Here is a 22,372-nt window from a genome sequence, read left to right as displayed (position 1 = left end):
CGGTGCAGCATGATTGATATTCTGGTCGCCAAGCTCCACGACGTCAGGTTCATGACCATGCTGCTTGCCTTCATCGCGGCAAGCGCGACGGTCTACACGCTGGTGATGCCGTTGCTCGCCGGCGGCGATCTCAACAAGCGCATGAAGGCCGTCGCCAGCGAGCGCGAGCGTCTGCGGCAGCGTGAGCGCGATCGTCTCGCCAAGACGGAGAAGGTCGCGCTGCGGCAGACCCCGAAGCAGGTCGTCTCCCGGGTGGTGGACGATCTCAACCTCACGAAATGGCTCGCGCAGGAAGCGGCGCTCGAGAAGCTCGTGATGGCGGGCTATCGCGGCCACGCCCCCTACGTCACCTTCCTGTTCGCCCGCGCGGTGACCCCGATCGTGCTGCTGCTCGGCGCCATCGTCTATACGTTCTTCATCGCGGGCGCGGCCTGGTCGCTCACGCTCAAGATCGGCATTTGCGTCGGCGCGGCCTATGCCGGCCTCCAGGCGCCGATGCTGTTCCTGAAGAACGCGATCTCCAAGCGCCAGCTCCAGATCAAGCGCGCCTTCCCCGATTCGCTCGACCTGCTGCTGATCTGTATCGAGTCGGGCATGTCGGTGGAGGTTGCGTTCCGAAAGGTTGCCAACGAGATCGCCGGACAGTCGATCGCGCTGTCGGAGGAGTTCGCGCTGACGACCGCGGAGCTGTCCTATTTGCAGGACCGCAAGTCCGCCTACGAGAACCTGGCGCGCCGCACCGGACTCGAAGGCGTGAAATCGGTGTGCATGGCCTTGCAGCAATCCGAACGCTACGGCACGCCGCTCGGCCAGAGCCTGCGCGTGATGGCGCAGGAGAATCGCGACATGCGCATGAACGAAGCCGAGAAAAAGGCGGCGGCGCTGCCGCCCAAGCTGACCGTGCCGATGATCCTGTTCTTCCTGCCCTGCCTGTTCATCGTGATCCTCGGACCGTCCTACATCAAGATCGCCACGATGCATTGAGCTGCGCCGGCTGCCTTCTCCTTCCCCCTGAAAGTCCGCAGCCCGGATGAAGCGCAGCGAAATCTGGGACAGGACGATCCGCGGTTACGGCGCCCCGGATTGCGCTGCGCCGGGCTACGGTTCTTCCCCTTCCCTCTGCAGGGCTGCTCGCGGAGAGAGATGATCGCCCGCTTTGCTCCACGAGCAAAGCGACCTCCCCTTTTCAAGGGACGTTGGTAAGTTGCCGTGTTGGCTTAATCGTCCTTGGCGACAACCGGTGCGGCGCGCGAGGAAATCCGCGGACCGTCCTTGCGGTTCAGCATGTCGCGGAGATAGGCGACATTGGCCGCCGCCTCGTCCGCCGGCAGGTCGGCCTTGACGATGGTCTCGGCCTCCGCGAAGCGGCCCTGCAGGCCGACGACGAGCGCAAGGTTCTGCCGGATGCGGGTGTCGGCGCGGGCGCTGGCATAGGCCTGGCGCAGCGTCTCTTCCGCCTTCGGCAATTCCTTGGTCAGCATGTAGGACAGGCCGAGATTGGACAGCACCGACGGCTCGTCCGGGGCCAGTCGAAGGGCGCTGGCGTAATAGCGCCGCGCTTCCTCGTGCCGATTCAGCTTGTCGAGCGTGGTGCCTTGTACCGACAGGATCCGCCAGTCTGGATTGTCCGGACTGTGCGCTCGGCTGAGCACGTCGAATGCGGCCTGCGAATTGCCATTGTCGGCGAGCGCGCGGCCATAGGCGGCGAGCAGCGGCTTGTTGCCGGGAGTGGCGAGCGTGGCCTGCTCCAGCACGGCGCAGGCCTGCGAACGCTGTCCGGTCATGCGCAACGCCTGGCCGTAAGCGATCGCGGCGTCGACATCCTTGGGATTCTTGCGATAGCGCTCGCCATAGACTTCGAGATTGCGGCGCGGATCGTCGGACGCCGGGTCGGACCGGGACGCGATCGATCCGGTGACGTCGGACATGGTCTGGCAACCGCCAAGCCCGGCGGCGAGAACCGCCACGAGGGCTGCGGAAGCGAGATGCCGGGTCAAAATGGACTGTCGACGCATGGCACTGTGACTCACGAAATCGGGCAAATGGATCGAGCCGAGCGCGCCAGCAATAGACTGTTAACCCTAACGTCTGGTTAACTGGCGGCCGTCGCAACCGGCGCGCCGGTTCCAGTCGCCGCAGGCCGCGTCAACCGCGGGCGCGCTACCATCGACTGCGAAAGCCGTGTTAGTCACCAGCAACGACGCCAAAACAGCCGAGAGCCGCATGCCATCCGTGTTCGAGACCGCACCCACGACCGCCGTCACGCCGATCACCTTCGTCAGCAAGGCAACATGGGATGCGATCCGCAGCGAGTTGCCGGCGCCGGCGCGCCAGTTCGCCGAGGCCAGTGACTTTGCCGCCAAGCCCGGCAAGGCCCTCGCTTTGCCGGCAGCCGATGGCGGCATCGCGCAGGTGCTGTTCGGCCTCGAGGACGCCGACCACAAGGCGCGCGATCCGTTCCGGCCCGGCGTCTTGCCTGGCCTGCTGCCGCCGGGCGTCTACCGCTTTGGCAATGCGCCGCATGACACGCGGCTTGCCGCGCTCGCCTTCGCGCTCGGCTGCTACCGCTTCGGCCGCTATCGCAAGAACAAGAGCCCCGAGGTCCGCCTCGTGCCACCCGATGGCGTCGACACGGCCGAGATCGCGCGGATGGCGGACGCCGCGGCGCTGGCGCGCGACCTCATCAACACGCCGTCCAACGACATGGGCCCGGCCGAGCTCGCCGAGGTGGCGCGCGACCTCGCAGCGCGGTTCGGCGCCGCCTTCAATTGCATCGATGGCGACGAGCTCGCGCAGAATTTCCCGCTGATCCACGCCGTCGGCATGGCCTCGACCCGCGCACCGCGGCTGATCGATCTGAGCTGGGGCGATCCGGCCCATCCGAAGGTGACGCTGGTCGGCAAAGGCGTCTGCTTCGACACCGACGGGCTCGACCTTAAGCCGTCGAGCGGCATGCTGCTGATGAAGAAGGACATGGGCGGCGCAGCCAACGTGCTGGCGCTGGCCCAGATGGTGATGGACGCGAAGCTCAAGGTGCGGCTGCGCGTGCTGATCCCGGCGGTCGAGAACGCGGTTGCCGGCAACGCGTTCCGCCCGCTCGACATCTTCAAGTCGCGCAAGGGCATCACCGTCGAGATCGGCAACACCGACGCCGAGGGGCGGCTGGTGCTCGCCGACGCGCTGGCGCTGGCCGACGAGGAGACGCCCGACCTGCTGGTCGATCTGGGCACGCTGACCGGCGCGGCGCGCGTGGCGCTGGGCCCGGATCTGCCGCCGTTTTATACCAATGACGAGACGCTCGCCGGCGACGTCGCAGCTTGCGCGAAAAGCGAGAACGATCCGTTGTGGCGGATGCCGCTGTGGCCGGCCTACGATGCCTGGCTCGATTCCAAGACCGCCGACATCACCAACGCACCGTCAGGCGGTTTCGCCGGCTCGATCACCTGCGCGCTGTTCCTGCAGCGCTTCGTCGAGCACGCGCGGAGCTGGCTGCATGTCGATATCTATGGCTGGACGCCGTCGGCAAAGCCCGGCCGTCCCGAAGGCGGCGAATGCCAGGCCGCACGCGCGATCTACAAACTGCTGAGCCAGCGCTATGCATGATGCCAGACTGACGCCGGCCCGCGCCGACCTCGCCGCGAAATATCTCGAGGGCAAGGTCAAGGCTGCGCGCTTCGTCGACGGCGAGGCGCGCGAGGTCGGCGACGCGATCGCGCCGCTACGGCGGGCGCCGGCGGCCGATGCCGAACAGATGACGCAGGCCCTCAGGGGTGAACGCGTCACCGTGTACGACCGCAACGGCGAAGGCTGGGCCTGGGGCCAGCTCGCCGATGACGGCTATGTCGGCTGGATTGCCGAGGCGGCGCTGACGGCGCCTGGCGCTGCCCCGACGCACAAGGTGACGGCGCTGCGCGCGCTGGCGTTTCCGGGACCGTCGATCAAGCTGCCGCCGGTCGAGGCGCTGGCGATGGGGACCAGGCTGGCAATCGCCCGCGAGGACGGCGCCTTCGCGGTGACCCGCGAGGGCTGGCATCTGCCGCGCCAGCATCTCGCGCCGCTCGACGCAATGGCGCCGGATTTCGTCGCGATCGCCGAGCGGTTCGTCGGCACGCCCTATCTCTGGGGCGGCAAGTCGAGCCTCGGCATCGACTGCTCCGGCCTGGTGCAGATCGCGCTGACCGCCGCCGGCACCGGCTGCCCGCGCGACAGCGACATGCAGCAGGACGGGCTCGGCCGCGAACTGACGACAGCGGAATCCAGGCATCTGCAGCGCGGCGACTTGATCTTCTGGAAGGGCCATGTCGCCATCGTGCGTGATGCGGCGACGATCGTGCACGCCAATGCGCATCACATGGCGACGGTAGTGGAGAACACGCAGGCTGCGATCGCGCGGATCAAGGCCGCCGGCAACGAGGTCGCCGCAATCAAGCGGCTTTGACCGCGTCATTCCGGAGCGACGCGGAGCGTCGAGCCCGGAATCCATCGAGCCTCCCGCTCCGTGGATGAATGGATTCCGGGCTCTCGCTGCGCGAGCCCCGGATTGACGACAGAGAGCTACGTCGCCACAGCCCCGTCGCCGGCCGCTTCGATGCGGAACGCGGCGGCGAACAGCGCGCGGGTGTAGTTGCTCTTCGGATTCCTGAACAGCTCGGAGGCCGGCCCCTCCTCCTCGACCTTGCCGGACTTCATCACGATCAGATGGCTCGCGAGCGAGGCCACCACGCGCAGATCGTGCGAGATGAACATGTAGGTGAGGTCGCGCTTGCGCTGCAGGTCGCGCAGCAGATCGACCATCTGGGCCTGCAGCAGCATGTCGAGCGCACTGGTCGGCTCGTCCAGCACCACGAAGTTCGGCTCCAGCACGACTGCGCGCGCGATCGAGATGCGCTGGCGCTGGCCACCGGAGAATTCGTGCGGATAGCGGAAGCGCCAGTCGGGATCGAGGCCGACATCCTTCAATGCCTTGATCACCCGCGCCTCGCGCTCCTCGCGCGAGAGCTGCTTCTGATGCACTTCGAGGCCCTCGGCGATGATGTCGGCCACCGACATTCGCGGGCTGAGCGAGCCGAACGGATCCTGGAAGACGATCTGCATGTCGCGGCGGAACGGCAGCATCTGCTTGAAGCGCAGGCCCTGAATGTCCTTGCCGAGGAACATGATCGGGCCGTCGGACGAAATCAGCCGGAGCAGCGCGAGCCCGAGCGTGGTCTTGCCGGAGCCGGACTCGCCGACCACGCCGAGCGTTTCGCCCTTGCGCACCGCGACGCTGACGCCATCGACCGCCTTGATGTGGCCGACGGTCGAACGCAGCAACCCGCGCTTGATCGGGAACCAGACCTTGAGATTGTCCGCCGACATCACGACCGGCGCACCCGGCTGCGGCGGCGCCGGATCGGGCTTCGGCTCGGCCGCCAGCAGCGCCTTCGTATAGGCGTGTTTCGGCGCGGTGAAGACCTGCTCGACCGGGCCCTGCTCGACGATCTTGCCGTTGTTCATCACGCAGACCGTGTCGGCGATGCGGCGGACGATGCCGAGGTCGTGGGTGATGAACAGCAGGCTCATGCCGAGTCGGGCGCGGATCTCGGCCAGCAAGGCCAGTATCTGCGCCTGCACGGTGACGTCGAGCGCGGTGGTCGGCTCGTCCGCGATCAAGAGATCGGGCTCGTTGGCGAGCGCCATCGCGATCATCACGCGCTGGCGCTGGCCGCCGGATAGTTGATGCGGATAGCTGTTGAGCCGCGTCTCCGGTTCGGGGATGCCGACCTGGCCTAGCAACTCCAGCGTCCGGGCCCGCGCTGCTGCGCCGCTGATGCCGCTGTGCAGCGACAGGATCTCGCCGATCTGGGCTTCGATGGTGTGGAGCGGATTGAGCGAGGTCATCGGCTCCTGGAAGATGATCGAGATGTCGTTGCCACGAATCCCGCGCATCTCGCTTTCCGACGATCCCAGGAGATCGCGGCCCTTGAATCGGATCGCGCCGGAGGGATGCGAGGCCGCTGGATAGGGCAGCAGCCTCAGTACCGACAGCGCGCTGACTGATTTTCCCGAACCGGACTCGCCGACCAGCGCGGTGCATTCGCCGCGCTTGATCGAGAAGGAAACGCGATCGACCGCGAGCGAGCGGCCGAAGGCGACCGAGAGGTCGCTGACGTCGAGCAGAGGCTGGTTGGTCGCATCCATGCGTCAGCCCTTCGCGAACGTCTTGCGCGGATCGAAGGCGTCGCGCGCAGCTTCGCCGATGAAGATCAGGAGCGACAGCATGATCGCGACCGAGAAGAAGCCGGTCAGGCCGAGCCATGGCGCCTGCACATTGGCCTTGCCCTGCGACAGCAATTCACCGAGCGAGGGTGAGCCGGGCGGCAGGCCGAAGCCGAGGAAATCCAGCGCCGTCAGCGTCATCACCGAGGACGAGACGATGAAGGGCAGGAACGTCATGGTCGCGACCATGGCGTTCGGCAGCAGATGGCGGAACATGATCTTGACGTTGGAGACGCCGAGCGCGCGCGCCGCCTGGATGTATTCGAAGTTGCGGCCGCGGAGAAATTCGGCCCGCACTAGGCCAACCAGCGAGACCCACGAGAACAGCAGCAGGATGCCGAGCAGGATGAAAAAGCCCGGCGGCAGCACTGCCGAGATGATCAGCAGCAGATAGAGCGAGGGAATCGCGGTCCAGATTTCGATGAATCGCTGGAAGCCGAGATCGATCCAGCCGCCGAAATAACCCTGCACGCCGCCGGCAGCGATGCCGATGATCGAGGACAGGATGGTCAGCGTCAGGCCGAACAAGACGGAGATGCGGAAGCCGTAGATCAGCCGCGCCACGACGTCGCGGCCCTGATCGTCGGTGCCCAGCCAATTGTATTCGAGGTCGCGGCAGCCGGTCAGGCCCTTGCGCTTCACCACGTCCGCGCACTCTTTTTCGGTCAGCAGCCAGGTCGGCTTCGACGGCACCGCGGTCGGCGGATCGAGGTTGCGGCTGTCGTAGGAGTAGCGGATCGGCGGCCAGATCATGCTGCCGCCCTTGGCCGCGATCTGCTTCTGCAGATAGGGATCGCGATAATCGGCCGCCGTCTCGAAGTCGCCGCCGAACGTCGTCTCGGCGTAAGTGAACACCACCGGCCAGTAGAGATGGCCGTCATACTTGACGACAAGCGGCTTGTCGTTGGCAATGAAATTGGCGAACAGCGACGCCACGAACAGCACGACGAAGATCCAGAACGACCAATAGCCGCGCCGGTTCGCCTTGAAGTTCTGCCAGCGCCGCTGATTGAGCGGCGACGGCGCGAAGGCGTGGCGGGTGGCGGGCACCGACTCGCCGAGCGGCGATTGCGTCGAGGTCTCGACCGGCTGGGGCGCGAGCAGCGTCATCAGACCTCCCGCGCCTCGAAGTCGATCCGCGGATCGATCCACATATAGGCGAGATCGGAGATCAGATTGACCACCAATCCGACCAGCGAGAAGATGAACAGCGTTCCGAACACCACCGGATAGTCGCGGTTCAGCACGCTCTCGAACCCGAGCAGGCCGAGCCCGTCGAGCGAGAAGATGGTCTCGATCAGCAGCGAGCCCGAGAAGAACGCGTGGATGAACGCGCCCGGGAAGCCCGCGATCACGATCAGCATGGCGTTGCGGAAGATGTGCCCGTACAGCACCTGGCGCTCGCTGCAGCCCTTGGCGCGCGCGGTCATCACATATTGCTTGCGGATCTCGTCGAGGAACGAATTCTTGGTGAGCAAGGTCATCGTCGCGAAGGCGCCGAGTGCCATCGACACCAGCGGCAGCGTCAGGTGCCAGAAGTAATCGATGATCTTCCAGTACCAGGGGAATTGCGACCAGCCGTCCGAAGTCAGGCCGCGGAGCGGGAAGATGTTGAGGAACGAGCCGCCGGCGAACAGCACGATCAACAGGATTGCAAACAGGAAGCCCGGAATAGCAAAGCCGATGATGATCACGGCCGAGGTCCAGGTGTCGAACCGCGAACCGTCCTTCACCGCCTTGCGGATGCCGAGCGGGATCGAGATCAAGTAGGTCAGCAGCGTCATCCAGATGCCGAGCGACATCGACACCGGCAGCTTCTCCTTGATCAGCTGGATCACGCTGACGCTGCGGAAATAGCTCTGGCCGAAATCGAAGCGCGCGAAATTCCAGACCATCAGCGCGAATCGCTCCGGCGCCGGCTTGTCGAAGCCGAACTGCACCTCAAGCTTCTTGATGAAATCAGGATCGAGCCCCTGCGCGCCGCGATATTTCGAGTTGATGGCCGCGCCGGCACCCGCACCCTGGCCGCGCTGCGCGCCGAAGTCGCCGCCGCCTCCCGACACGCGCGAGGTGCCGCCAGTGTCGGCGCCATTGATCTGCGCGATCACGCGCTCGACCGGTCCGCCAGGGGCAAACTGCACGACCACGAAAGAGACGAACAGGATGCCGAGCAGCGTCGGCAGCATCAGGAAGATACGTCGGGCGATATAGGCGCTCATCGGCTACTTCGCCTGCTCAAGCTTCGCGGCCTTGGCCGCATCATACCACCAATTCTCCGGCGCGCCGACGCCCTGGGTGTATTTTGCCAGCTTCTCGGTGTGTCCGAACTGATCCCAGTAAGCGATCGGATGCGTGTTGCGGTACCATTGCGGCACCCAGTAACGGCCGGCGCGAAACACGCGGTCGAAGGCGCGGCAGGCGACCGTCAGCTCGTGGCGGCTGTTGGCGCCGATGATCTTCTCGATCAGGGTGTCGATCGCCGGATTGGAAATGCCGGCGAGATTGTAGGAGCCCTTGGTCTTCGCGGCCTGCGACGAGAAAAACGGCCGCATGCTATCGCCCGGCGTCGCCGAGAAGCTGAAGCGCTGCATGGTCATGTCGAAGTCGAAGTCCTCGACGCGGGCGCGGTATTGCACCGCGTCGACCAGGCGGAACGTCGCATCGATGCCGAGCGTGCCGAGGTTCTTGATGTAGGGGCCGTGGTGCGGCTGCAGCGAGGGCTCGTCGTTGAGGAATTCGACCGTAATGGGCTCGCCGTTCGGCAGCACCCGCTTGCCGTCCTTGATGAGACAGCCGGCCTCGTTGAGCAGTTGCACCGCCTTGCGCAGCAGCGCGCGATCCTGACCGGAGCCGTCCGACATCGGCGGCAAGAACGGCAGGCCGAACACTTCGTCGGGCACCTGGCCGCGGAACGGCTCGAGCAATGCAAGCTCCTCCGGCGGGGGAGGCCCCTCAGCGACCATGTCCGAGTTCTGGAATGGCGAGACGGTGCGCGCATACGCATCGTACATGATGGTCTTGTTGGTCCACTCGAAGTCGAAGGCGCAGATCAGCGCCTCGCGCACGCGCGGATCCTTGAACTTGTCGCGACGCATGTTAATGAACCAGCCCTGCGCGCCCGACGGCGTGTCGTCGGGCAACGTCTCGCGCTTGACTCGGCCGTCCTTCACCGCAGGGAAATCGTAGCGCGTCGCCCAGACACGCGCGGTAAACTCCTCGCGGAACAGATAGCTCTTCGAGGTGAAGCCCTCGAACGCCACGTCGCGATCGCGATAATATTCATAGCGTACTGTATCGAAATTGTAGCTGCCGCGATTGACCGGAAGATCGGCGCCCCACCAGTCCTTGACGCGATCGTATTCGACGTAGCGGTTGACTTCGAAGCGGCCGACCTTGTAGGGCCCCGAACCAAGCACCGGATCGAGTGTCGATTCCTCGAACGGGCGCGTCGCGTAGTAGGCCTTGGAGAAGATCGGCAGGCTCGCGACATAGAGCGGTACGTCGCGCGCGCGCCCCGCCGCGAAGGTCACCACCACGGTCGCGTCATCGGGCGCCTCGGCCTTGATGAAATCGCGCAGCTGCACCTGGATCAGCGGATGCCCCTTGTCCTTCAGCGTGTTGAGCGAGAAGGCAACGTCTTGCGCGGTCAGCTTTGAGCCGTCATGGAAGCGCGCCTCGGGGCGCATAGTGAAGCGGTAGGTCAGCTTGTCCGGCGAGATCTGCACCGATTTCGCGGCAAAGCCGTACATCGCGTCGGGCTCGTCATTGGCGCGCGACATCAGCGTCGCGAACGTCATGTCCATGCCCTGCGCGCCTTCGCCCTTCAGAACATAGGCGTTGAGCGAATTGAAGGTGTAGTAGGACTGGTTGTAGGCACGTACCCAGGGAATCACCGAGAACGTCCCGCCCTTCGGCGCCTTCACATTGACGTAGTCGAATTGCTGGAAATCCGCCGGGTATTTCAGGTCGCCGAACACCGACATGCCGTGCATCTCGGTGCCGTTGTCGGCCGCCGCCGGGGCAGCGCGCAAGCCTGCAGCACTCAACGCACCGATGCCGAGACCGAGTGCGTGCCGACGGGAGAAGTGCGCCATGCGCGAATCCTTCGATCTTACGAACGCTTGAGCTTGGCCGCCTTGTCGGCGTCGTACCACCAAAGATTTGGGAATCCTGAAACCGCGTATTTCGGCAGCGGATCGGGATGGCTGAAGCGATCCCAATAGACATAGCGCTGCTTGTCGTAATTGAAGTGTGGAACGCAATAGAAGTTCCAGAGCAAGACTCGGTCCAACGCCTTGGCGGCGGCGATCTGATCGGCGCGGCTGGTCGCGAAGATGATGCGCTCGATGATGGCATCGACGGCCGGATTCTTGATGCCGGGAAGATTGTTCGAGCCCGGACGGTCGGCAGCCTGCGAACCGAAATTGTCGCGCTGTTCGTTGCCGGGCGAGATCGACTGTCCCCACACCTGGGTGACCATCTCGAAATCGAAATCGCGCACCCGGTTCTGGTACTGCACGGTGTCGACAGCGCGCAGGTTGACGGTGATGCCGAGGCGCTCCAGGCTCGGCTTGTAGAACAGCGTGATCCGCTCCATGCCGGAATCGCCGCTGTTGCCGAGGATCTCGACCGTAAACGGCTGGCCCGAAGAATCGACCAGCTTGCGATCGCGGATCTCGAAGCCGGCTTCCTTCAACAGTCGCGTCGCCTCGCGTAGATTGGCGCGCACGTTCTCCGGCGTGCCGCCAACCGGATCCTTGTACGGCGTCGTGAAGACTTCCGGAGGCACCTTGTCGCGCACCGTCTCCAGGATCTCGAGCTCCTTGCCTTCCGGCAGGCCAGTCGCCATCAGGTCGGGGATGCCGTCGAAATAACTTGAATCGCGATGGTACTCGCCGGTCGAGAGCACCCGGTTCATCTCTTCGAAATCGAACGCGTAATTGAAGGCCCGGCGTAGCCTCGGGTCCGCAAATTTCGGGCGCCTCAGGTTGAACACCCAGCCCTGCATCCGGCCTTGATTGCGGACGGTGAAGAGCTCCTTGAGCAGTCGCTTGTCGCGTACCGGCGGAACGTCGTAAGCCGATGCCCATTCCTTGGCGCTGCGCTCATTGTACCAATCGAACCCGTCGGCCTTCAGCGCCTCACGCGCGACGGTGTCGTCGCGGAAATACTCGTAGCGCAGCTCGTCGAAATTGTTCTGTCCGATTGCGATCGGAATATCCTTGCCCCAGTAATCCTTGACGCGCTCGAGCACCACCGACCGTCCGGCGACGAACTCCTTGATCCGGTAGGGTCCCGACCCGAGCGGCGGCTCCAGCGTGCTCGCGGTGATATCGCGCTTCTTGCCCTGCGCGTCGGTGCCCTCCCACCAATGCTTGGGCAGGATGATGAGCTGGCCGGTGATCATCGGTAGCTCGCGGTTGCCCGGGCTGTCGAAGGTGAACTTGACGTCGCGATCGCCGATCTTCTCGGCCTTCGCGATATGCCGGTAATAGGCGCTGAACATCGGACTGTTCGCCTTCAGCGCCTCGAACGAGAAGATCACGTCCTCCGGCGTCACCGGCTTGCCGTCGTGCCAGCGCGAGCCCGGCCGGAGGCGGTAGATCACGTAGGAGAAATCGTCTGGGAAGGCGGCGCCCTCGGCGAGTTCGCCGTAATAGGTATCGGGCTCGTCGAGCGAGGCTTCCATCAGCGAGTCGTAGATGCGGGCGACCGCGGCGGCGACCGTGCCCTTCAAACCCGCAACGACCAGGTTGAAGCTGTCATAGGTACCGGACTGGAACAGCCGCACCACGCCACCCTTCGGCGCGTCCGGCTTGACGTAGTCGTAGCGCTTGAAGTCGGCCGGGTACTTGATTTCGCCATAGGTGGAGAGGCCGTGCCGCCATTTCAGCCCGTTGGGGGCGTCATCGGCCAGTGCCGGCGTGATCGCCGGCAGGCTGGAGTTCAGTCCGAGCGCCGGCGCGAATGCCGCCAGTGCGCTGCCTTGAAGGAGGTGTCGTCGGGTGATCGCCAAATTCGCTCTTCCTGCTTGCGGCCCCGGTTACATGGGACCCAATATAAGGCAACGGTTCGACAGATTACGTTGCTTTTTCCTCATGATATTGGCCCGGGAACAATATTGGTGCGGCGAAACGTCCCGATAGCACCCCCGCGACAGCGGATTCCTCAAGGGATTTCCCAAGCGAAAGAGGATTCCCCATGCGAAAACGGCCAGGCAGTGCCTGGCCGTTTCATCCACATGGTTGCACGAAGCAATTCGTTACTTCGAGGCGGTCGGGAGCGGAGCCGGATGCTCCGAGTTCGAATTCAGATAGGCGATGATGTCGGCGCGCTCGCTGTCCTTCGGCACGCCGGCAAAGCCCATCGCGGTGCCGGGGATGAAGCCCTTCGGGTTGGTCAGGAACTTGTTGAGGTCGTCGAACGACCAATCGCCGCCCTTGCCCTTCATCGCGGCCGAGAAATTGAAGCCACGGCCCTCGCCTTTCTTCTCGCCGACGACACCGTACAGGTTCGGACCGACGCGGTTGGGGCCGCCCTTCTCGAAGGTATGGCAGGCCTGGCACTTCTTGGCGGCCGCGGCGCCCTTCTCCACCGAGGCGGTCTGCAGCAGCTTCTCGATCGGTTCGGAGGCGGCCGCAGCGGCCTCACCGCCAGCACCATGGGACTCTTCCTTCACCGCGATCTCAAAACCCGGCTTCTCCGGAAGCTTGGCGGAAAACACCGATCCGGCGGCAAAGCTCATCACCAGGACGACGATGCAGGTGCCGAGAACCGCACCGAGGATTTTGTTGAGTTCGAAGGAGTCCATTTGGCTCAGGCTCCGGGCCTTGAATGTCGACTTCAGGCCGGGAATACGGCCGCGGGGAAAGACCTGGGAATCGGCCTTATCGCACCGCCCCAAGCAGGGTTGAGATATCGGTTTGCCCGCGCTCTGGCAACCCGTATAAACGCGCCGAATTCAACCTCCTCCCCGGCAATTTCCGCAGGCCGGACGGGCCCCGACACGAATGACCGATCCCCGTACCTTGGTGCTGATTCCGGCCCGCATGGCCGCGACCCGACTACCCGGAAAACCGCTGCTCGACATCGCAGGCGCACCGATGATCGTTCATGTGCTGCGGCGGGCCGAGGCGGCCGGGATCGGCCGGGTTGCGGTCGCAACCGACACGGCCGAGATCGCAGCCGCAGTTCAGGCTGCGGGCGGCGAGGTGGTGATGACCCGCCCGGACCATCCTTCCGGCTCGGATCGGATCCATGAGGCGATGACGATCCTCGATCCGGACGGCGCTGCCGAGATCGTGGTCAATCTGCAGGGCGATTTCCCGACCATCACCCCCGAGACCATCCAGAGCGTGATGCCGGCGCTGGCCGACCCCACCGTCGACATCTCGACGCTGGCCTCGCGAATCCATACCGAGGAGGAGGATCAGGCTCCCAGCGTCGTCAAGGCGGTCGGCTCGCCGATCGGCGCCGACCGGCTGCGCGCATTGTATTTCACCCGCGCCACGGCACCTCATGGCGACGGCCCACGCTACCACCATATCGGCCTCTACGCCTACCGCCGGGCCGCGCTGGAGCGGTTCGTAGCGTTGCCGCCCTCGCCGCTGGAGCAGCAGGAGAAGCTCGAGCAGCTGCGCGCGCTGGAGGCCGGGATGCGGATCGACATCACCATCGTCGACACCGTCCCACGCGGCGTCGACACCCCGGCCGACCTCGAAACCGCCCGCAGAATACTTTCCAAAGCCTGAGCGGGTGCTAAAAGGCCCGCCAGGAAAGAACCTATGACCAAGAAGCTGAAAATCGCGTTCCAGGGCGAGCCTGGCGCCAATTCCCATATCGCGATCGTCGAGGCCTATCCCGACGCCGAGCCGATGCCCTGCCCGACCTTCGAGGACGCACTGGCGGCGATTTCCTCGGGAGAGGCCGATCTCGGCATGATCCCGATCGAGAACTCGGTCGCCGGCCGCGTCGCCGACATCCATCATTTGCTGCCCGCCTCGGGCCTGTTCATCATCGGCGAATGGTTCCTGCCGATCCGCCACCAGCTGATGGCGGTGAAGGGCACCAAGCTCGCCGACATCAAGAGCGTGGAGAGCCACGTCCACGCGCTCGGCCAATGCCGGCGCATCATCCGCAAGCTGGGCATCCGGCCGATCGTCGCCGGCGACACCGCCGGCAGCGCCCGCGACATCTCCGAGCGCGGCGATAGGAGCGTGGCGGCGATCGCCTCGCGCCTCGCCGCCGATATCTATGGCCTCGACATTCTCGCCGAGGACATCGAGGACGAGGCTCACAACACCACGCGCTTCGTGGTGCTGGCGCGCGAGGCCAAATGGGCCGCGCAGGGCTCCGGGCCGCTGGTCACCTCTTTTGTTTTCCGGGTGCGCAATCTGCCCGCCGCGCTCTACAAGGCGCTCGGCGGCTTCGCCACCAACGGCGTCAACATGACCAAGCTCGAGAGCTACATGGTCGACGGCAATTTCTTTGCCACGCAATTCTACGCCGATGTCGACGGCCACCCGAACGATCGCGGGCTGGCTTTCGCGCTCGAGGAACTGAAGTTCTTCTCGCGCGAATTCCGCATCGTCGGCGTCTACCCCGGCCATCCGTTCCGCGCCACTTTCAGCGAAACGCGGGATTAGTAGGCCGAGCGAGCGTAGTCTCCCCACACGTCGTCCCGGCGAAGGCCCGGACCCATACGCCGCAGCGGACGTTGTGGGTGGGACTCGTTGTTCAAGCGTCGCGCAACAATCACCATCGATTATGCGGCGGCGCTCCTCTGCAGCCCGAACGCCTCCGCAAGCAGGCTGTAGGACTTCTTCCGCGCTGCGTGATCATAGACTGCAGTGATCACCATCAGCTCGTCCGCCTGGCTCGCCGCGATCAGCGGCTCCAGCTTGGTCATCACGGTCGCCGGGCTGCCGACGAAGAGCCGCCCGCGGTTGCGCGCGATCGAGGCGCGTTCGGCGTCGGTGTAGGGATAGGCCTGAGCTTCCTCGACGCTCGGCAGCGGCAGATACTGGCCGCGGTCGCGGCGCAGCCGATTGAGATCCATCGACATCGCAAGCTGCTCGGCTTCCGAGTCGGTCTCGGCCACGACCACGGCAACCGCCAGGATCGATTGCGGCGTCGCACGCCAGCCCGACGGCTTGAAATGCGCGCGATAGTTCGTCATCGCCGCAATTGCGTCGTAAGTCGCAAAATGATGCGCGAACGCAAAGCCCATTCCGACCTCGGCAGCGAGCTCGGCGGAATAGTCGCTCGAGCCAAGCAGCCAGATCGGCGGCAGCGGCGAATCATCCGGCATCGCCACCACGTTGTTATAGGGATGGCCGGCCGGGAAATCGCGCGTCTCCCAAAGCGTCAACTCATGCAGCCGCTCGAGGAAGTCGTCGCCCTCGCGGCGATCGAGCCTGCTGCGCAGCGCATAAGCTGTGGCGCCATCGGTGCCGGGCGCGCGGCCGAGGCCAAGATCGATACGGCCGGGAAACAGCGCCTCGAGCATCTTGAACCGCTCGGCGACGACGAGTGGTGCGTGGTTGGGCAGCATCACGCCGCCGGAGCCGACCCGGATATGCTGCGTCACCGCCGCGATCTGCCCGATCATCAGGTCGGGCGCCGGGCTCGCGACCGAGGCGAGGTTGTGGTGCTCGGCAAGCCAATAACGCGTGTAGCCGAGACCATCGACATGGCGCGCCAGGTCGATGCTGTTGCGGAGTGCAGCGGCAGGCCTCGTGCCGGTGGTAACGACGGAGAGGTCGAGGACGGAGAGCGGGATCATGGCCGTCAGCCTAATGTGGCGCCACGAGTCGACAAAGGCCCCGGCCGCGCAGGGCAGTTCCGCACCGGAGGTCCGGCTTGGGGCGACAGCACAATTGGGACATAATACGACGATTATTTGAAGTATCCGGCTGCCCACAATCCATATTGGCAAGCAGTTCACCGTCAGAATCACAATTACATCATATATTTCAATCAATTATAAATTTCAAACAGCTGTTGTGCTTGGCCCATCACTCGTGCCACGCAGTCGAATCTTGCCGCTTCTTTGCGATAAATGGGCAACTTCCCAAATACGATCGGCTATTTCGGCCCACCGGATTCGCCTATCTTGGGGCCTCGATATCCAGGCCGGACGCCTGCCCTCCAGTTGCGGAGCCCTTGCGTATCATGACCGAGACCATTTCCTCCCTGCCGAACGGGCAGCGCGCGCCAAAGACGCCGAAAATCTCCTTCGAGTTCTTCCCGCCGAAGACCGAGGAGATGGAGCGCAATCTCTGGGAGACCATCAATCGCCTGGCGCCGCTGACCCCGAATTTCGTCTCGGTGACCTACGGCGCCGGCGGCTCGACGCGCGAGCGCACCCATTCCACCATCAGCCGCATCCTGCGCGAGACCGACCTGCTGCCGGCCGCGCACCTGACCTGCGTCAGCGCCTCGCGCGGCGAGATCGACGACATCGTCGACCGCTATTATGAGGTTGGCGTCCGCCACATCGTGGCGCTGCGCGGCGATCCGCCCGGAGGCATCGGCACGCCCTACTTCACCCATCCGGACGGCTACCAGAGCTCGGCCGAGCTCGTCGCGGGGATCAAGAAGCGCCACGCCGACATCGAGATCTCGGTGTCCGCCTATCCCGAGAAGCATCCTGAAGCCGCTGACTTCGATGCCGACATCGACACGCTGAAGGCCAAGGTCGACGCCGGCGCGACGCGCGCGATCACCCAGGTGTTCTTCGACAACGACCTCTATCATCGCTACGTCGACCGGGTGCGGGCGCGCGGCATCGAGATTCCGATCGTGCCCGGCATCATGCCGATGCACAATTTCAAGCAGGCCCGCAATTTCGTCACGCGTACCGGCACCAGCGTGCCGGACTGGCTCGCCGAGAAATTCGAGGGCCTCGACAACGACGCCGAGACCCGCAAGCTGGTCGCCGCCACCGTCGCCGCCGGCCAGGTGCAGAAGCTGTTCAAGCACGGCGTCGACACCTTCCACTTCTACACCATGAATCGCGCGGACCTCGTGTTCGCGATCAGCCACCTGCTCGGCATCCGGCCGACCGGTGCCCAAAAAGCTGCCTGACCCAGAAAGCAATCGATGTCCGTTCCGGTTTCCCCCAAGCGTAACGCTTTGCTCGCGGCTGCCCGCGAGCGCATCCTGGTGCTCGACGGCGCCATGGGCACGATGATCCAGGGCCTGCAGTTCGACGAAGCCGCCTTCCGTGGCGAACGCTTCAAGGACTTCCACCGCGACATCAAGGGCAACAACGATCTGTTGATCCTGACCCAGCCCGAGGCGATCACGGACATCCACGCGGCCTATCTGTGTGCCGGCGCCGACATCGTCGCAACCAACACCTTCTCCTCGACCTCGATCGCGCAGGCCGACTACGACATGTCGGACCTCGCTTATGAAATGAACCTGCAGGGCGCACGGCTGGCGCGTGCCGCCGCGGAGCGCGTGAGCGCCGAGGACGGCAAGCCGCGCTTCGTCGCCGGCGCGCTCGGCCCGACCAACCGCACCGCCTCGATCTCTCCCGACGTCTCCAATCCCGGCTATCGCGCGGTCACTTTCGACGACCTGCGCAAGGCGTACGGCGAGCAGGCCAAGGGCCTGCTCGACGGCGGCGCCGACCTGCTGCTGGTCGAGACCATCTTCGACACCTTGAACGCCAAGGCGGCGCTGTATGCGATCTCCGAGATCATCGAGGAGCGCGGCATCGACGTGCCCGTGATGATTTCCGGCACCATCACCGACAAATCCGGCCGCCTGCTCTCCGGGCAATTGCCGGAGGCGTTCTGGCATTCGGTACGGCACGCCAGGCCGATCACGATCGGCTTCAACTGTGCGCTCGGCGCCGAGGATCTGCGCGCGCACATCGCCGATATCGGCCGCGTCGCCGACACGCTGGTCTGCGCTTACCCCAACGCCGGCCTGCCCAACGAGTTCGGCCAGTACGACGAGACGCCGGACTACATGGCGCGGCTGATCGGCGAGTTCGCCGCCGCCGGCCTCGTCAACATCGTTGGCGGCTGCTGCGGCACCACGCCCGACCATATCGCCGCGATCGCCCGGGCCGTCGCCCCGCACAAGCCGCGCGTGGTGCCCGAGATCGAACCGCGGCTGCGGCTCTCCGGCCTCGAGCCGTTCACGCTGACCGACGCCATTCCCTTCGTGAACGTCGGCGAGCGCACCAACGTCACCGGCTCGGCGCGTTTCCGCAAGCTGATCACCGCAGGCGACTACACGGCGGCGCTTCAGGTCGCACGCGACCAGGTCGAGAACGGCGCCCAGGTCATCGACGTCAACATGGACGAGGGTCTGCTCGATTCCGAGGCGGCGATGGTGACGTTCCTCAACCTCGTCGCCGCCGAGCCCGACATTGCGCGCGTGCCCGTGATGGTCGACTCCTCGAAATTCCACGTCATCGAGGCCGGCCTGAAATGCATCCAGGGCAAGCCGATCGTGAACTCGATCTCGATGAAGGAAGGCGAGGAGAAATTCCTGCACGAGGCAACGATCGCCAAGCGTCACGGCGCCGCCGTGGTGGTGATGGCGTTCGACGAGACCGGCCAGGCCGACACGTTCGCGCGCAAGACCGAGATCTGCAAGCGCGCCTACGACCTGCTGGTCAATCGACTCGACTTCCCGCCCGAGGACATCATCTTCGATCCGAATATTTTCGCGATCGCGACCGGCCTCGAGGAGCACAACAATTACGGCGTCGACTTCATCGAGGCGACGCGCTGGATCCGGCAGAACCTGCCGGGCGCGCACATCTCGGGCGGCGTCTCCAACCTCTCGTTCTCGTTCCGCGGCAACGAGCCGGTGCGCGAGGCGATGCACTCGGTGTTCCTGTATCACGCCATCCATGCCGGCATGGACATGGGCATCGTCAATGCCGGACAGATGATCGTCTATGACGACATCGACCCGGAGCTGCGCCAGACCTGCGAGGATGTGATCCTCAACCGCGATCCCGGTGCGTCCGAGCGGCTCTTGGCGCTGGCCGAGAAATTCCGCGGCAAGGAGAAGCAAACCAAGGAGCAGGATCTCGCCTGGCGCGAATGGCCGGTCGAGAAGCGGCTGTCGCACGCCCTGGTGCACGGTATCACCGAATTCATCGAGGCCGACACCGAGGCCGCCCGCCAGAATGCGTCCCGTCCGCTCGACGTCATCGAGGGGCCGCTGATGGCCGGCATGAACGTGGTCGGCGACCTGTTCGGCGACGGCAAGATGTTCCTGCCGCAGGTCGTGAAATCGGCGCGCGTGATGAAGCAGGCGGTCGCCTATCTGATGCCGTTCATGGAGGAGGAGAAGGCGCGCAACCTTGCCAACGGCATCACCGGCGGCCGCAACGCCGCGGGCAAGATCGTGCTCGCCACGGTGAAGGGCGACGTCCACGACATCGGCAAGAACATCGTCGGCATCGTGCTCCAGTGCAACAATTTCGAGGTCATCGACCTCGGCGTCATGGTGCCTGCCAACAAGATCATCGAGACCGCGAAGGCCGAGGGCGCCGACATCATCGGCCTGTCCGGCCTGATCACGCCCTCGCTCGACGAGATGAGCTTCCTCGCCGGCGAACTGGAACGGCAGGGCATGAACGTGCCGCTTTTGATCGGCGGCGCCACCACCAGCCGCGTGCATACCGCCGTGAAGATCGACCCGAACTATCCGGGCGGCCCGGTCGTGCATGTCAATGACGCGAGCCGCGCCGTCGGCGTCGCCTCCTCGCTGCTGTCGGCCGACAAGAAGCAGGCCTACGCCGCCGAGGTGCGCGCCGAATACGCAAAAATCTCGACGGCGCATTTCCGCGCCCAGGCCGACAAGAAGCGGCTGAAGCTGAACGACGCCCGCGCCAACAGGGTGGCGATCGACTTTGCGGCGGCGCCGCCGAAGAAGCCGGCCTTCTTCGGGCTGAAGAGCTTCGATGCCTACGACCTCGCGGAGCTGGCTGATTACATCGACTGGACGCCGTTCTTCCAGACCTGGGAATTGACCGGCCGCTTCCCGGCGATCCTCGACGATCCCAAGGTTGGTGAAGTCGCGCGCTCGCTCTACGCCGACGCGCGCAAGATGCTCGACACGATCATAAAGGAGAAGTGGTTCACGGCGCGCGCCACCATCGGCTTCTGGCCGGCGAACGCGGTCGGCGACGACATCGAGGTCTATGCCGACGAGACGCGGAAGCAAAAGATCGCGGCCTTCCATACGCTGCGCCAGCAGCTGGAGAAGCGCGAGGGCCGCTTCAACGCCGCTCTGTCGGACTTCGTCGCGCCAAAGGAGACCGGCGTGCCTGACTATATCGGCGGCTTCGTCGTCACGGCGGGAATCGGCGAGGATGCGGTCGCTGACCGTTTCAAGAACGCCAATGACGACTACTCCTCGATCCTGTGCAAGGCGCTGGCCGATCGTCTCGCCGAAGCCTTCGCCGAGCGCATGCACCAGCGCGTGCGCAAGGAGTTCTGGGGCTATGCGCCCGACGAGGCGTGGTCGGCGGACGAATTGATCCTCGAGAAATATGACGGCATCCGCCCCGCGCCCGGCTATCCGGCGCAGCCCGACCACACCGAGAAGCGAACGCTGTTCGCGCTGCTCGATGCCGAGAACACCGCCGGCGTGAAACTGACCGAGAGCTTTGCGATGTGGCCGGGCTCGTCGGTCTCGGGCCTGTATTTCTCGCATCCCGAGAGCTTCTATTTCGGCGTCGGCAAGATCGAGCGCGACCAGGTCGAGGACTATGCCGCGCGCAAGGCCATGACGGTCGCCGAGGTCGAGCGCTGGCTCGCGCCGGTGTTGAACTACATCCCCTCGCAGGACGGTGCCAAGGGATCGGCGATCGCGCCGGCCGCAACGCCCGCCAATGACGAGGAACTGGCCTCGCATCCGCAGGGCTGCACCTGTGCCGTGCACCTCGCCTGGCGCAAGAAGAAGGTAGGCGCGGGGTAAGCCTCGCCAAGACTTGTCATCGCCGGGCTTGACCCGGCGATCCCTCTTCAACGACATTCCTCCAGTCGACGGATGCCCGGGTCATCTGCACGAAGACGCGCTTCGCGCTCTTGCCCGGGCATGACGCAAGGAGTTCGCCCCATGCAGTTCTTCTCCTTCTGGCGATCGCTGGCGAGCTTTCGGGTGCGGATCGCGCTCAACCTCAAGGGCGTGCCGGCCGAGGTGGCGTTCGTCGACATCGATGCGGACGCGCATCGCGCCGACGCCTATCGCAAGATCAATCCGCAGATGGCGCTGCCGGCGCTGGTGACCGACGACGGCACGGTGCTGTTCCAGTCGCTCGCGATCATCGACTATCTCGACGAGACATTTCCGACCCCGCCGCTGCTGCCATCAGATGCGCTCGGCCGCGCCTGGGTGCGCGGGCTGGCGCTGATCGTCGCCTGCGAGGGCCATCCGCTGCTGACCCCGCGGGTACGCCGCTATCTCGACCGCGAGCTCGATCTGCGCGACAGCCAGCAGAACGCGTGGCGGCGGCACTGGACGGTCGAGACGCTCGCGGCGCTCGAGGGCCACCTCGCCGGCCACAAGGCGACCGGCCAGTTTTGTCACGGCGATGCGCCGACCCTCGCCGACATCTGCCTGGTCGGCCATGTCACGGCGGCGATCAACCAGCAGATCAGCCTGTCGCCCTGGCCGACCGTTAAGCGGATTCACGATGCCGCCATGGCGCTGCCGGCGTTTGCGAAAGCGCATCCCTCCGCACAGCCGGATACGCCGGAGGCGATGCGGGCGAAGTGAGCTGTCGTCCCTGCGAAAGCAGCGACCCATACTCCGCAGCAGACGTTGTGAACGGGACTCGTCGTTCCAGCATCCTTCAACAATGAGCATTCGTGGTTACGGGTCCCCTGCTTTCACAGGGACGACACCACATCTGTTGCTCCATCAGTGCGTCGCACTTCCGCATCTCGCGACATGAATTGGCCAAGAGATGGACTCCGGGTTCGCTAGAGGGCGCGCTAGGTGTCGGCACCATCGGTATCGCGCGGACAATAGAGGAAGTCGGCATCCCAGATCACCGGCAGCGATGCTTCATCGATCGTCAGCGTCGCCATCAGTTGCGGAATCCATTCTTCGCCCATCAGCCGCCGCGCAG

Annotated in this window: 17 protein-coding genes; 8 read left to right on the top strand and 9 right to left on the bottom strand. The window is 64.9% G+C overall.

Annotated elements, in window-relative coordinates; translation table 11 throughout:
• Positions 1-9: 9 nt before the first annotated feature.
• Entirely contained in the window at positions 10-984 is a 975-nt protein-coding gene (locus AKN83_RS09180; RefSeq protein ID WP_050402165.1) for a type II secretion system F family protein, read from the top strand.
• 233 nt (positions 985-1,217) lie between these two features.
• On the opposite strand, the gene AKN83_RS09175 is transcribed toward AKN83_RS09180, so the two are convergent.
• Positions 1,218-2,015 carry a tetratricopeptide repeat protein gene (locus AKN83_RS09175; RefSeq protein ID WP_050402166.1) on the bottom strand — a complete coding sequence of 266 codons (798 nt, stop codon included), beginning with the start codon at positions 2,013-2,015 and terminating at the stop codon, positions 1,218-1,220.
• A gap of 208 nt (positions 2,016-2,223) precedes the next feature.
• On the opposite strand from AKN83_RS09175, the gene AKN83_RS09170 reads away from it, so the two are divergent.
• Complete coding sequence (locus AKN83_RS09170; protein ID WP_050402167.1) at positions 2,224-3,603, top strand: leucyl aminopeptidase family protein; 1,380 nt, start codon at positions 2,224-2,226, stop codon at positions 3,601-3,603.
• Positions 3,596-4,438 carry a C40 family peptidase gene (locus AKN83_RS09165; RefSeq protein WP_050402168.1) on the top strand — a complete coding sequence of 281 codons (843 nt, stop codon included), beginning with the start codon at positions 3,596-3,598 and terminating at the stop codon, positions 4,436-4,438. The genes AKN83_RS09170 and AKN83_RS09165 overlap by 8 nt, the downstream gene beginning before the upstream one ends.
• A gap of 116 nt (positions 4,439-4,554) precedes the next feature.
• On the opposite strand, the gene AKN83_RS09160 is transcribed toward AKN83_RS09165, so the two are convergent.
• From AKN83_RS09160 to AKN83_RS09135, 6 genes are all read right to left on the bottom strand, one after another.
• Positions 4,555-6,180: an ABC transporter ATP-binding protein gene (locus AKN83_RS09160; protein ID WP_050402169.1), complete on the bottom strand. Its 1,626-nt coding sequence runs from the start codon at positions 6,178-6,180 to the stop codon at positions 4,555-4,557.
• A 3-nt stretch (positions 6,181-6,183) separates the two neighbouring features.
• The gene (locus tag AKN83_RS09155) at positions 6,184-7,368 is read right to left on the bottom strand and encodes an ABC transporter permease (RefSeq protein WP_050402170.1); all 1,185 of its coding nucleotides are present in this window, start codon (positions 7,366-7,368) and stop codon (positions 6,184-6,186) included.
• Entirely contained in the window at positions 7,368-8,477 is a 1,110-nt protein-coding gene (locus AKN83_RS09150; protein WP_050402171.1) for a microcin C ABC transporter permease YejB, read from the bottom strand. The genes AKN83_RS09155 and AKN83_RS09150 overlap by 1 nt, the downstream gene beginning before the upstream one ends.
• A gap of 3 nt (positions 8,478-8,480) precedes the next feature.
• The gene (locus AKN83_RS09145) at positions 8,481-10,352 is read right to left on the bottom strand and encodes an extracellular solute-binding protein (RefSeq protein ID WP_063695272.1); all 1,872 of its coding nucleotides are present in this window, start codon (positions 10,350-10,352) and stop codon (positions 8,481-8,483) included.
• Positions 10,353-10,369: 17 nt separating this feature from the next.
• Positions 10,370-12,274 (bottom strand): extracellular solute-binding protein, encoded by a 1,905-nt coding sequence (locus tag AKN83_RS09140; RefSeq protein WP_050406346.1) that lies wholly within the window; start codon positions 12,272-12,274, stop codon positions 10,370-10,372.
• 246 nt (positions 12,275-12,520) lie between these two features.
• The gene (locus AKN83_RS09135) at positions 12,521-13,069 is read right to left on the bottom strand and encodes a c-type cytochrome (protein WP_050406345.1); all 549 of its coding nucleotides are present in this window, start codon (positions 13,067-13,069) and stop codon (positions 12,521-12,523) included.
• 199 nt (positions 13,070-13,268) lie between these two features.
• Between AKN83_RS09135 and AKN83_RS09130 the strand changes: the two genes are divergently transcribed.
• A complete protein-coding gene (locus AKN83_RS09130) occupies positions 13,269-14,009 on the top strand; it encodes a 3-deoxy-manno-octulosonate cytidylyltransferase (RefSeq protein WP_050406344.1) in 741 nt (246 codons plus the stop codon).
• A gap of 33 nt (positions 14,010-14,042) precedes the next feature.
• Positions 14,043-14,903 (top strand): prephenate dehydratase, encoded by an 861-nt coding sequence (locus AKN83_RS09125; protein WP_050406343.1) that lies wholly within the window; start codon positions 14,043-14,045, stop codon positions 14,901-14,903.
• Between the two features lie 119 nt (positions 14,904-15,022).
• Here AKN83_RS09125 and AKN83_RS09120 read toward each other — a convergent pair whose 3' ends face one another.
• Positions 15,023-16,042 (bottom strand): LLM class flavin-dependent oxidoreductase, encoded by a 1,020-nt coding sequence (locus tag AKN83_RS09120; RefSeq protein WP_063695271.1) that lies wholly within the window; start codon positions 16,040-16,042, stop codon positions 15,023-15,025.
• A gap of 389 nt (positions 16,043-16,431) precedes the next feature.
• Between AKN83_RS09120 and metF the strand changes: the two genes are divergently transcribed.
• From metF to maiA, 3 genes are all read left to right on the top strand, one after another.
• Complete coding sequence (gene metF, locus AKN83_RS09115) at positions 16,432-17,346, top strand: methylenetetrahydrofolate reductase [NAD(P)H] (protein ID WP_050406342.1); 915 nt, start codon at positions 16,432-16,434, stop codon at positions 17,344-17,346.
• A gap of 15 nt (positions 17,347-17,361) precedes the next feature.
• On the top strand, positions 17,362-21,216 hold the full coding sequence (gene metH / locus AKN83_RS09110; RefSeq protein ID WP_050406341.1) for a methionine synthase: 3,855 nt from the start codon (positions 17,362-17,364) through the stop codon (positions 21,214-21,216).
• Between the two features lie 141 nt (positions 21,217-21,357).
• Positions 21,358-22,017 (top strand): maleylacetoacetate isomerase, encoded by a 660-nt coding sequence (gene maiA, locus AKN83_RS09105; RefSeq protein ID WP_050406340.1) that lies wholly within the window; start codon positions 21,358-21,360, stop codon positions 22,015-22,017.
• Between the two features lie 218 nt (positions 22,018-22,235).
• Here maiA and AKN83_RS41705 read toward each other — a convergent pair whose 3' ends face one another.
• Positions 22,236-22,358, bottom strand: a complete 123-nt coding sequence (locus AKN83_RS41705) for a Cj0069 family protein (RefSeq protein ID WP_283807360.1) — start codon at positions 22,356-22,358, stop codon at positions 22,236-22,238.
• Positions 22,359-22,372 lie beyond the last annotated feature (14 nt).

This window comes from Bradyrhizobium embrapense (assembly GCF_001189235.2).
In the GTDB taxonomy this organism is placed as follows: Bacteria; Pseudomonadota; Alphaproteobacteria; order Rhizobiales; family Xanthobacteraceae; genus Bradyrhizobium; species Bradyrhizobium embrapense.
This window is presented reverse-complemented; position numbering and strand designations above follow the sequence as displayed.

What these genes read in the sequence shown, in the direction of transcription:
- AKN83_RS09120 (WP_063695271.1), bottom strand. Translation starts at nt 16,042, where the DNA reads ATGATCCCGCTCTCCGTCCTCGACCTCTCCGTCGTTACCACCGGCACG.
- AKN83_RS09170 (WP_050402167.1), top strand. Translation starts at nt 2,224, where the DNA reads ATGCCATCCGTGTTCGAGACCGCACCCACGACCGCCGTCACGCCGATC.
- AKN83_RS09180 (WP_050402165.1), top strand. Translation starts at nt 10, where the DNA reads ATGATTGATATTCTGGTCGCCAAGCTCCACGACGTCAGGTTCATGACC.
- AKN83_RS09130 (WP_050406344.1), top strand. Translation starts at nt 13,269, where the DNA reads ATGACCGATCCCCGTACCTTGGTGCTGATTCCGGCCCGCATGGCCGCG.
- AKN83_RS09155 (WP_050402170.1), bottom strand. Translation starts at nt 7,368, where the DNA reads ATGACGCTGCTCGCGCCCCAGCCGGTCGAGACCTCGACGCAATCGCCG.
- AKN83_RS09150 (WP_050402171.1), bottom strand. Translation starts at nt 8,477, where the DNA reads ATGAGCGCCTATATCGCCCGACGTATCTTCCTGATGCTGCCGACGCTG.
- AKN83_RS41705 (WP_283807360.1), bottom strand. Translation starts at nt 22,358, where the DNA reads ATGGGCGAAGAATGGATTCCGCAACTGATGGCGACGCTGACGATCGAT.
- AKN83_RS09165 (WP_050402168.1), top strand. Translation starts at nt 3,596, where the DNA reads ATGCATGATGCCAGACTGACGCCGGCCCGCGCCGACCTCGCCGCGAAA.
- AKN83_RS09175 (WP_050402166.1), bottom strand. Translation starts at nt 2,015, where the DNA reads ATGCGTCGACAGTCCATTTTGACCCGGCATCTCGCTTCCGCAGCCCTC.
- metH (WP_050406341.1), top strand. Translation starts at nt 17,362, where the DNA reads ATGTCCGTTCCGGTTTCCCCCAAGCGTAACGCTTTGCTCGCGGCTGCC.
- AKN83_RS09145 (WP_063695272.1), bottom strand. Translation starts at nt 10,352, where the DNA reads ATGGCGCACTTCTCCCGTCGGCACGCACTCGGTCTCGGCATCGGTGCG.
- maiA (WP_050406340.1), top strand. Translation starts at nt 21,358, where the DNA reads ATGCAGTTCTTCTCCTTCTGGCGATCGCTGGCGAGCTTTCGGGTGCGG.
- AKN83_RS09125 (WP_050406343.1), top strand. Translation starts at nt 14,043, where the DNA reads ATGACCAAGAAGCTGAAAATCGCGTTCCAGGGCGAGCCTGGCGCCAAT.
- AKN83_RS09135 (WP_050406345.1), bottom strand. Translation starts at nt 13,069, where the DNA reads ATGGACTCCTTCGAACTCAACAAAATCCTCGGTGCGGTTCTCGGCACC.
- AKN83_RS09160 (WP_050402169.1), bottom strand. Translation starts at nt 6,180, where the DNA reads ATGGATGCGACCAACCAGCCTCTGCTCGACGTCAGCGACCTCTCGGTC.
- metF (WP_050406342.1), top strand. Translation starts at nt 16,432, where the DNA reads ATGACCGAGACCATTTCCTCCCTGCCGAACGGGCAGCGCGCGCCAAAG.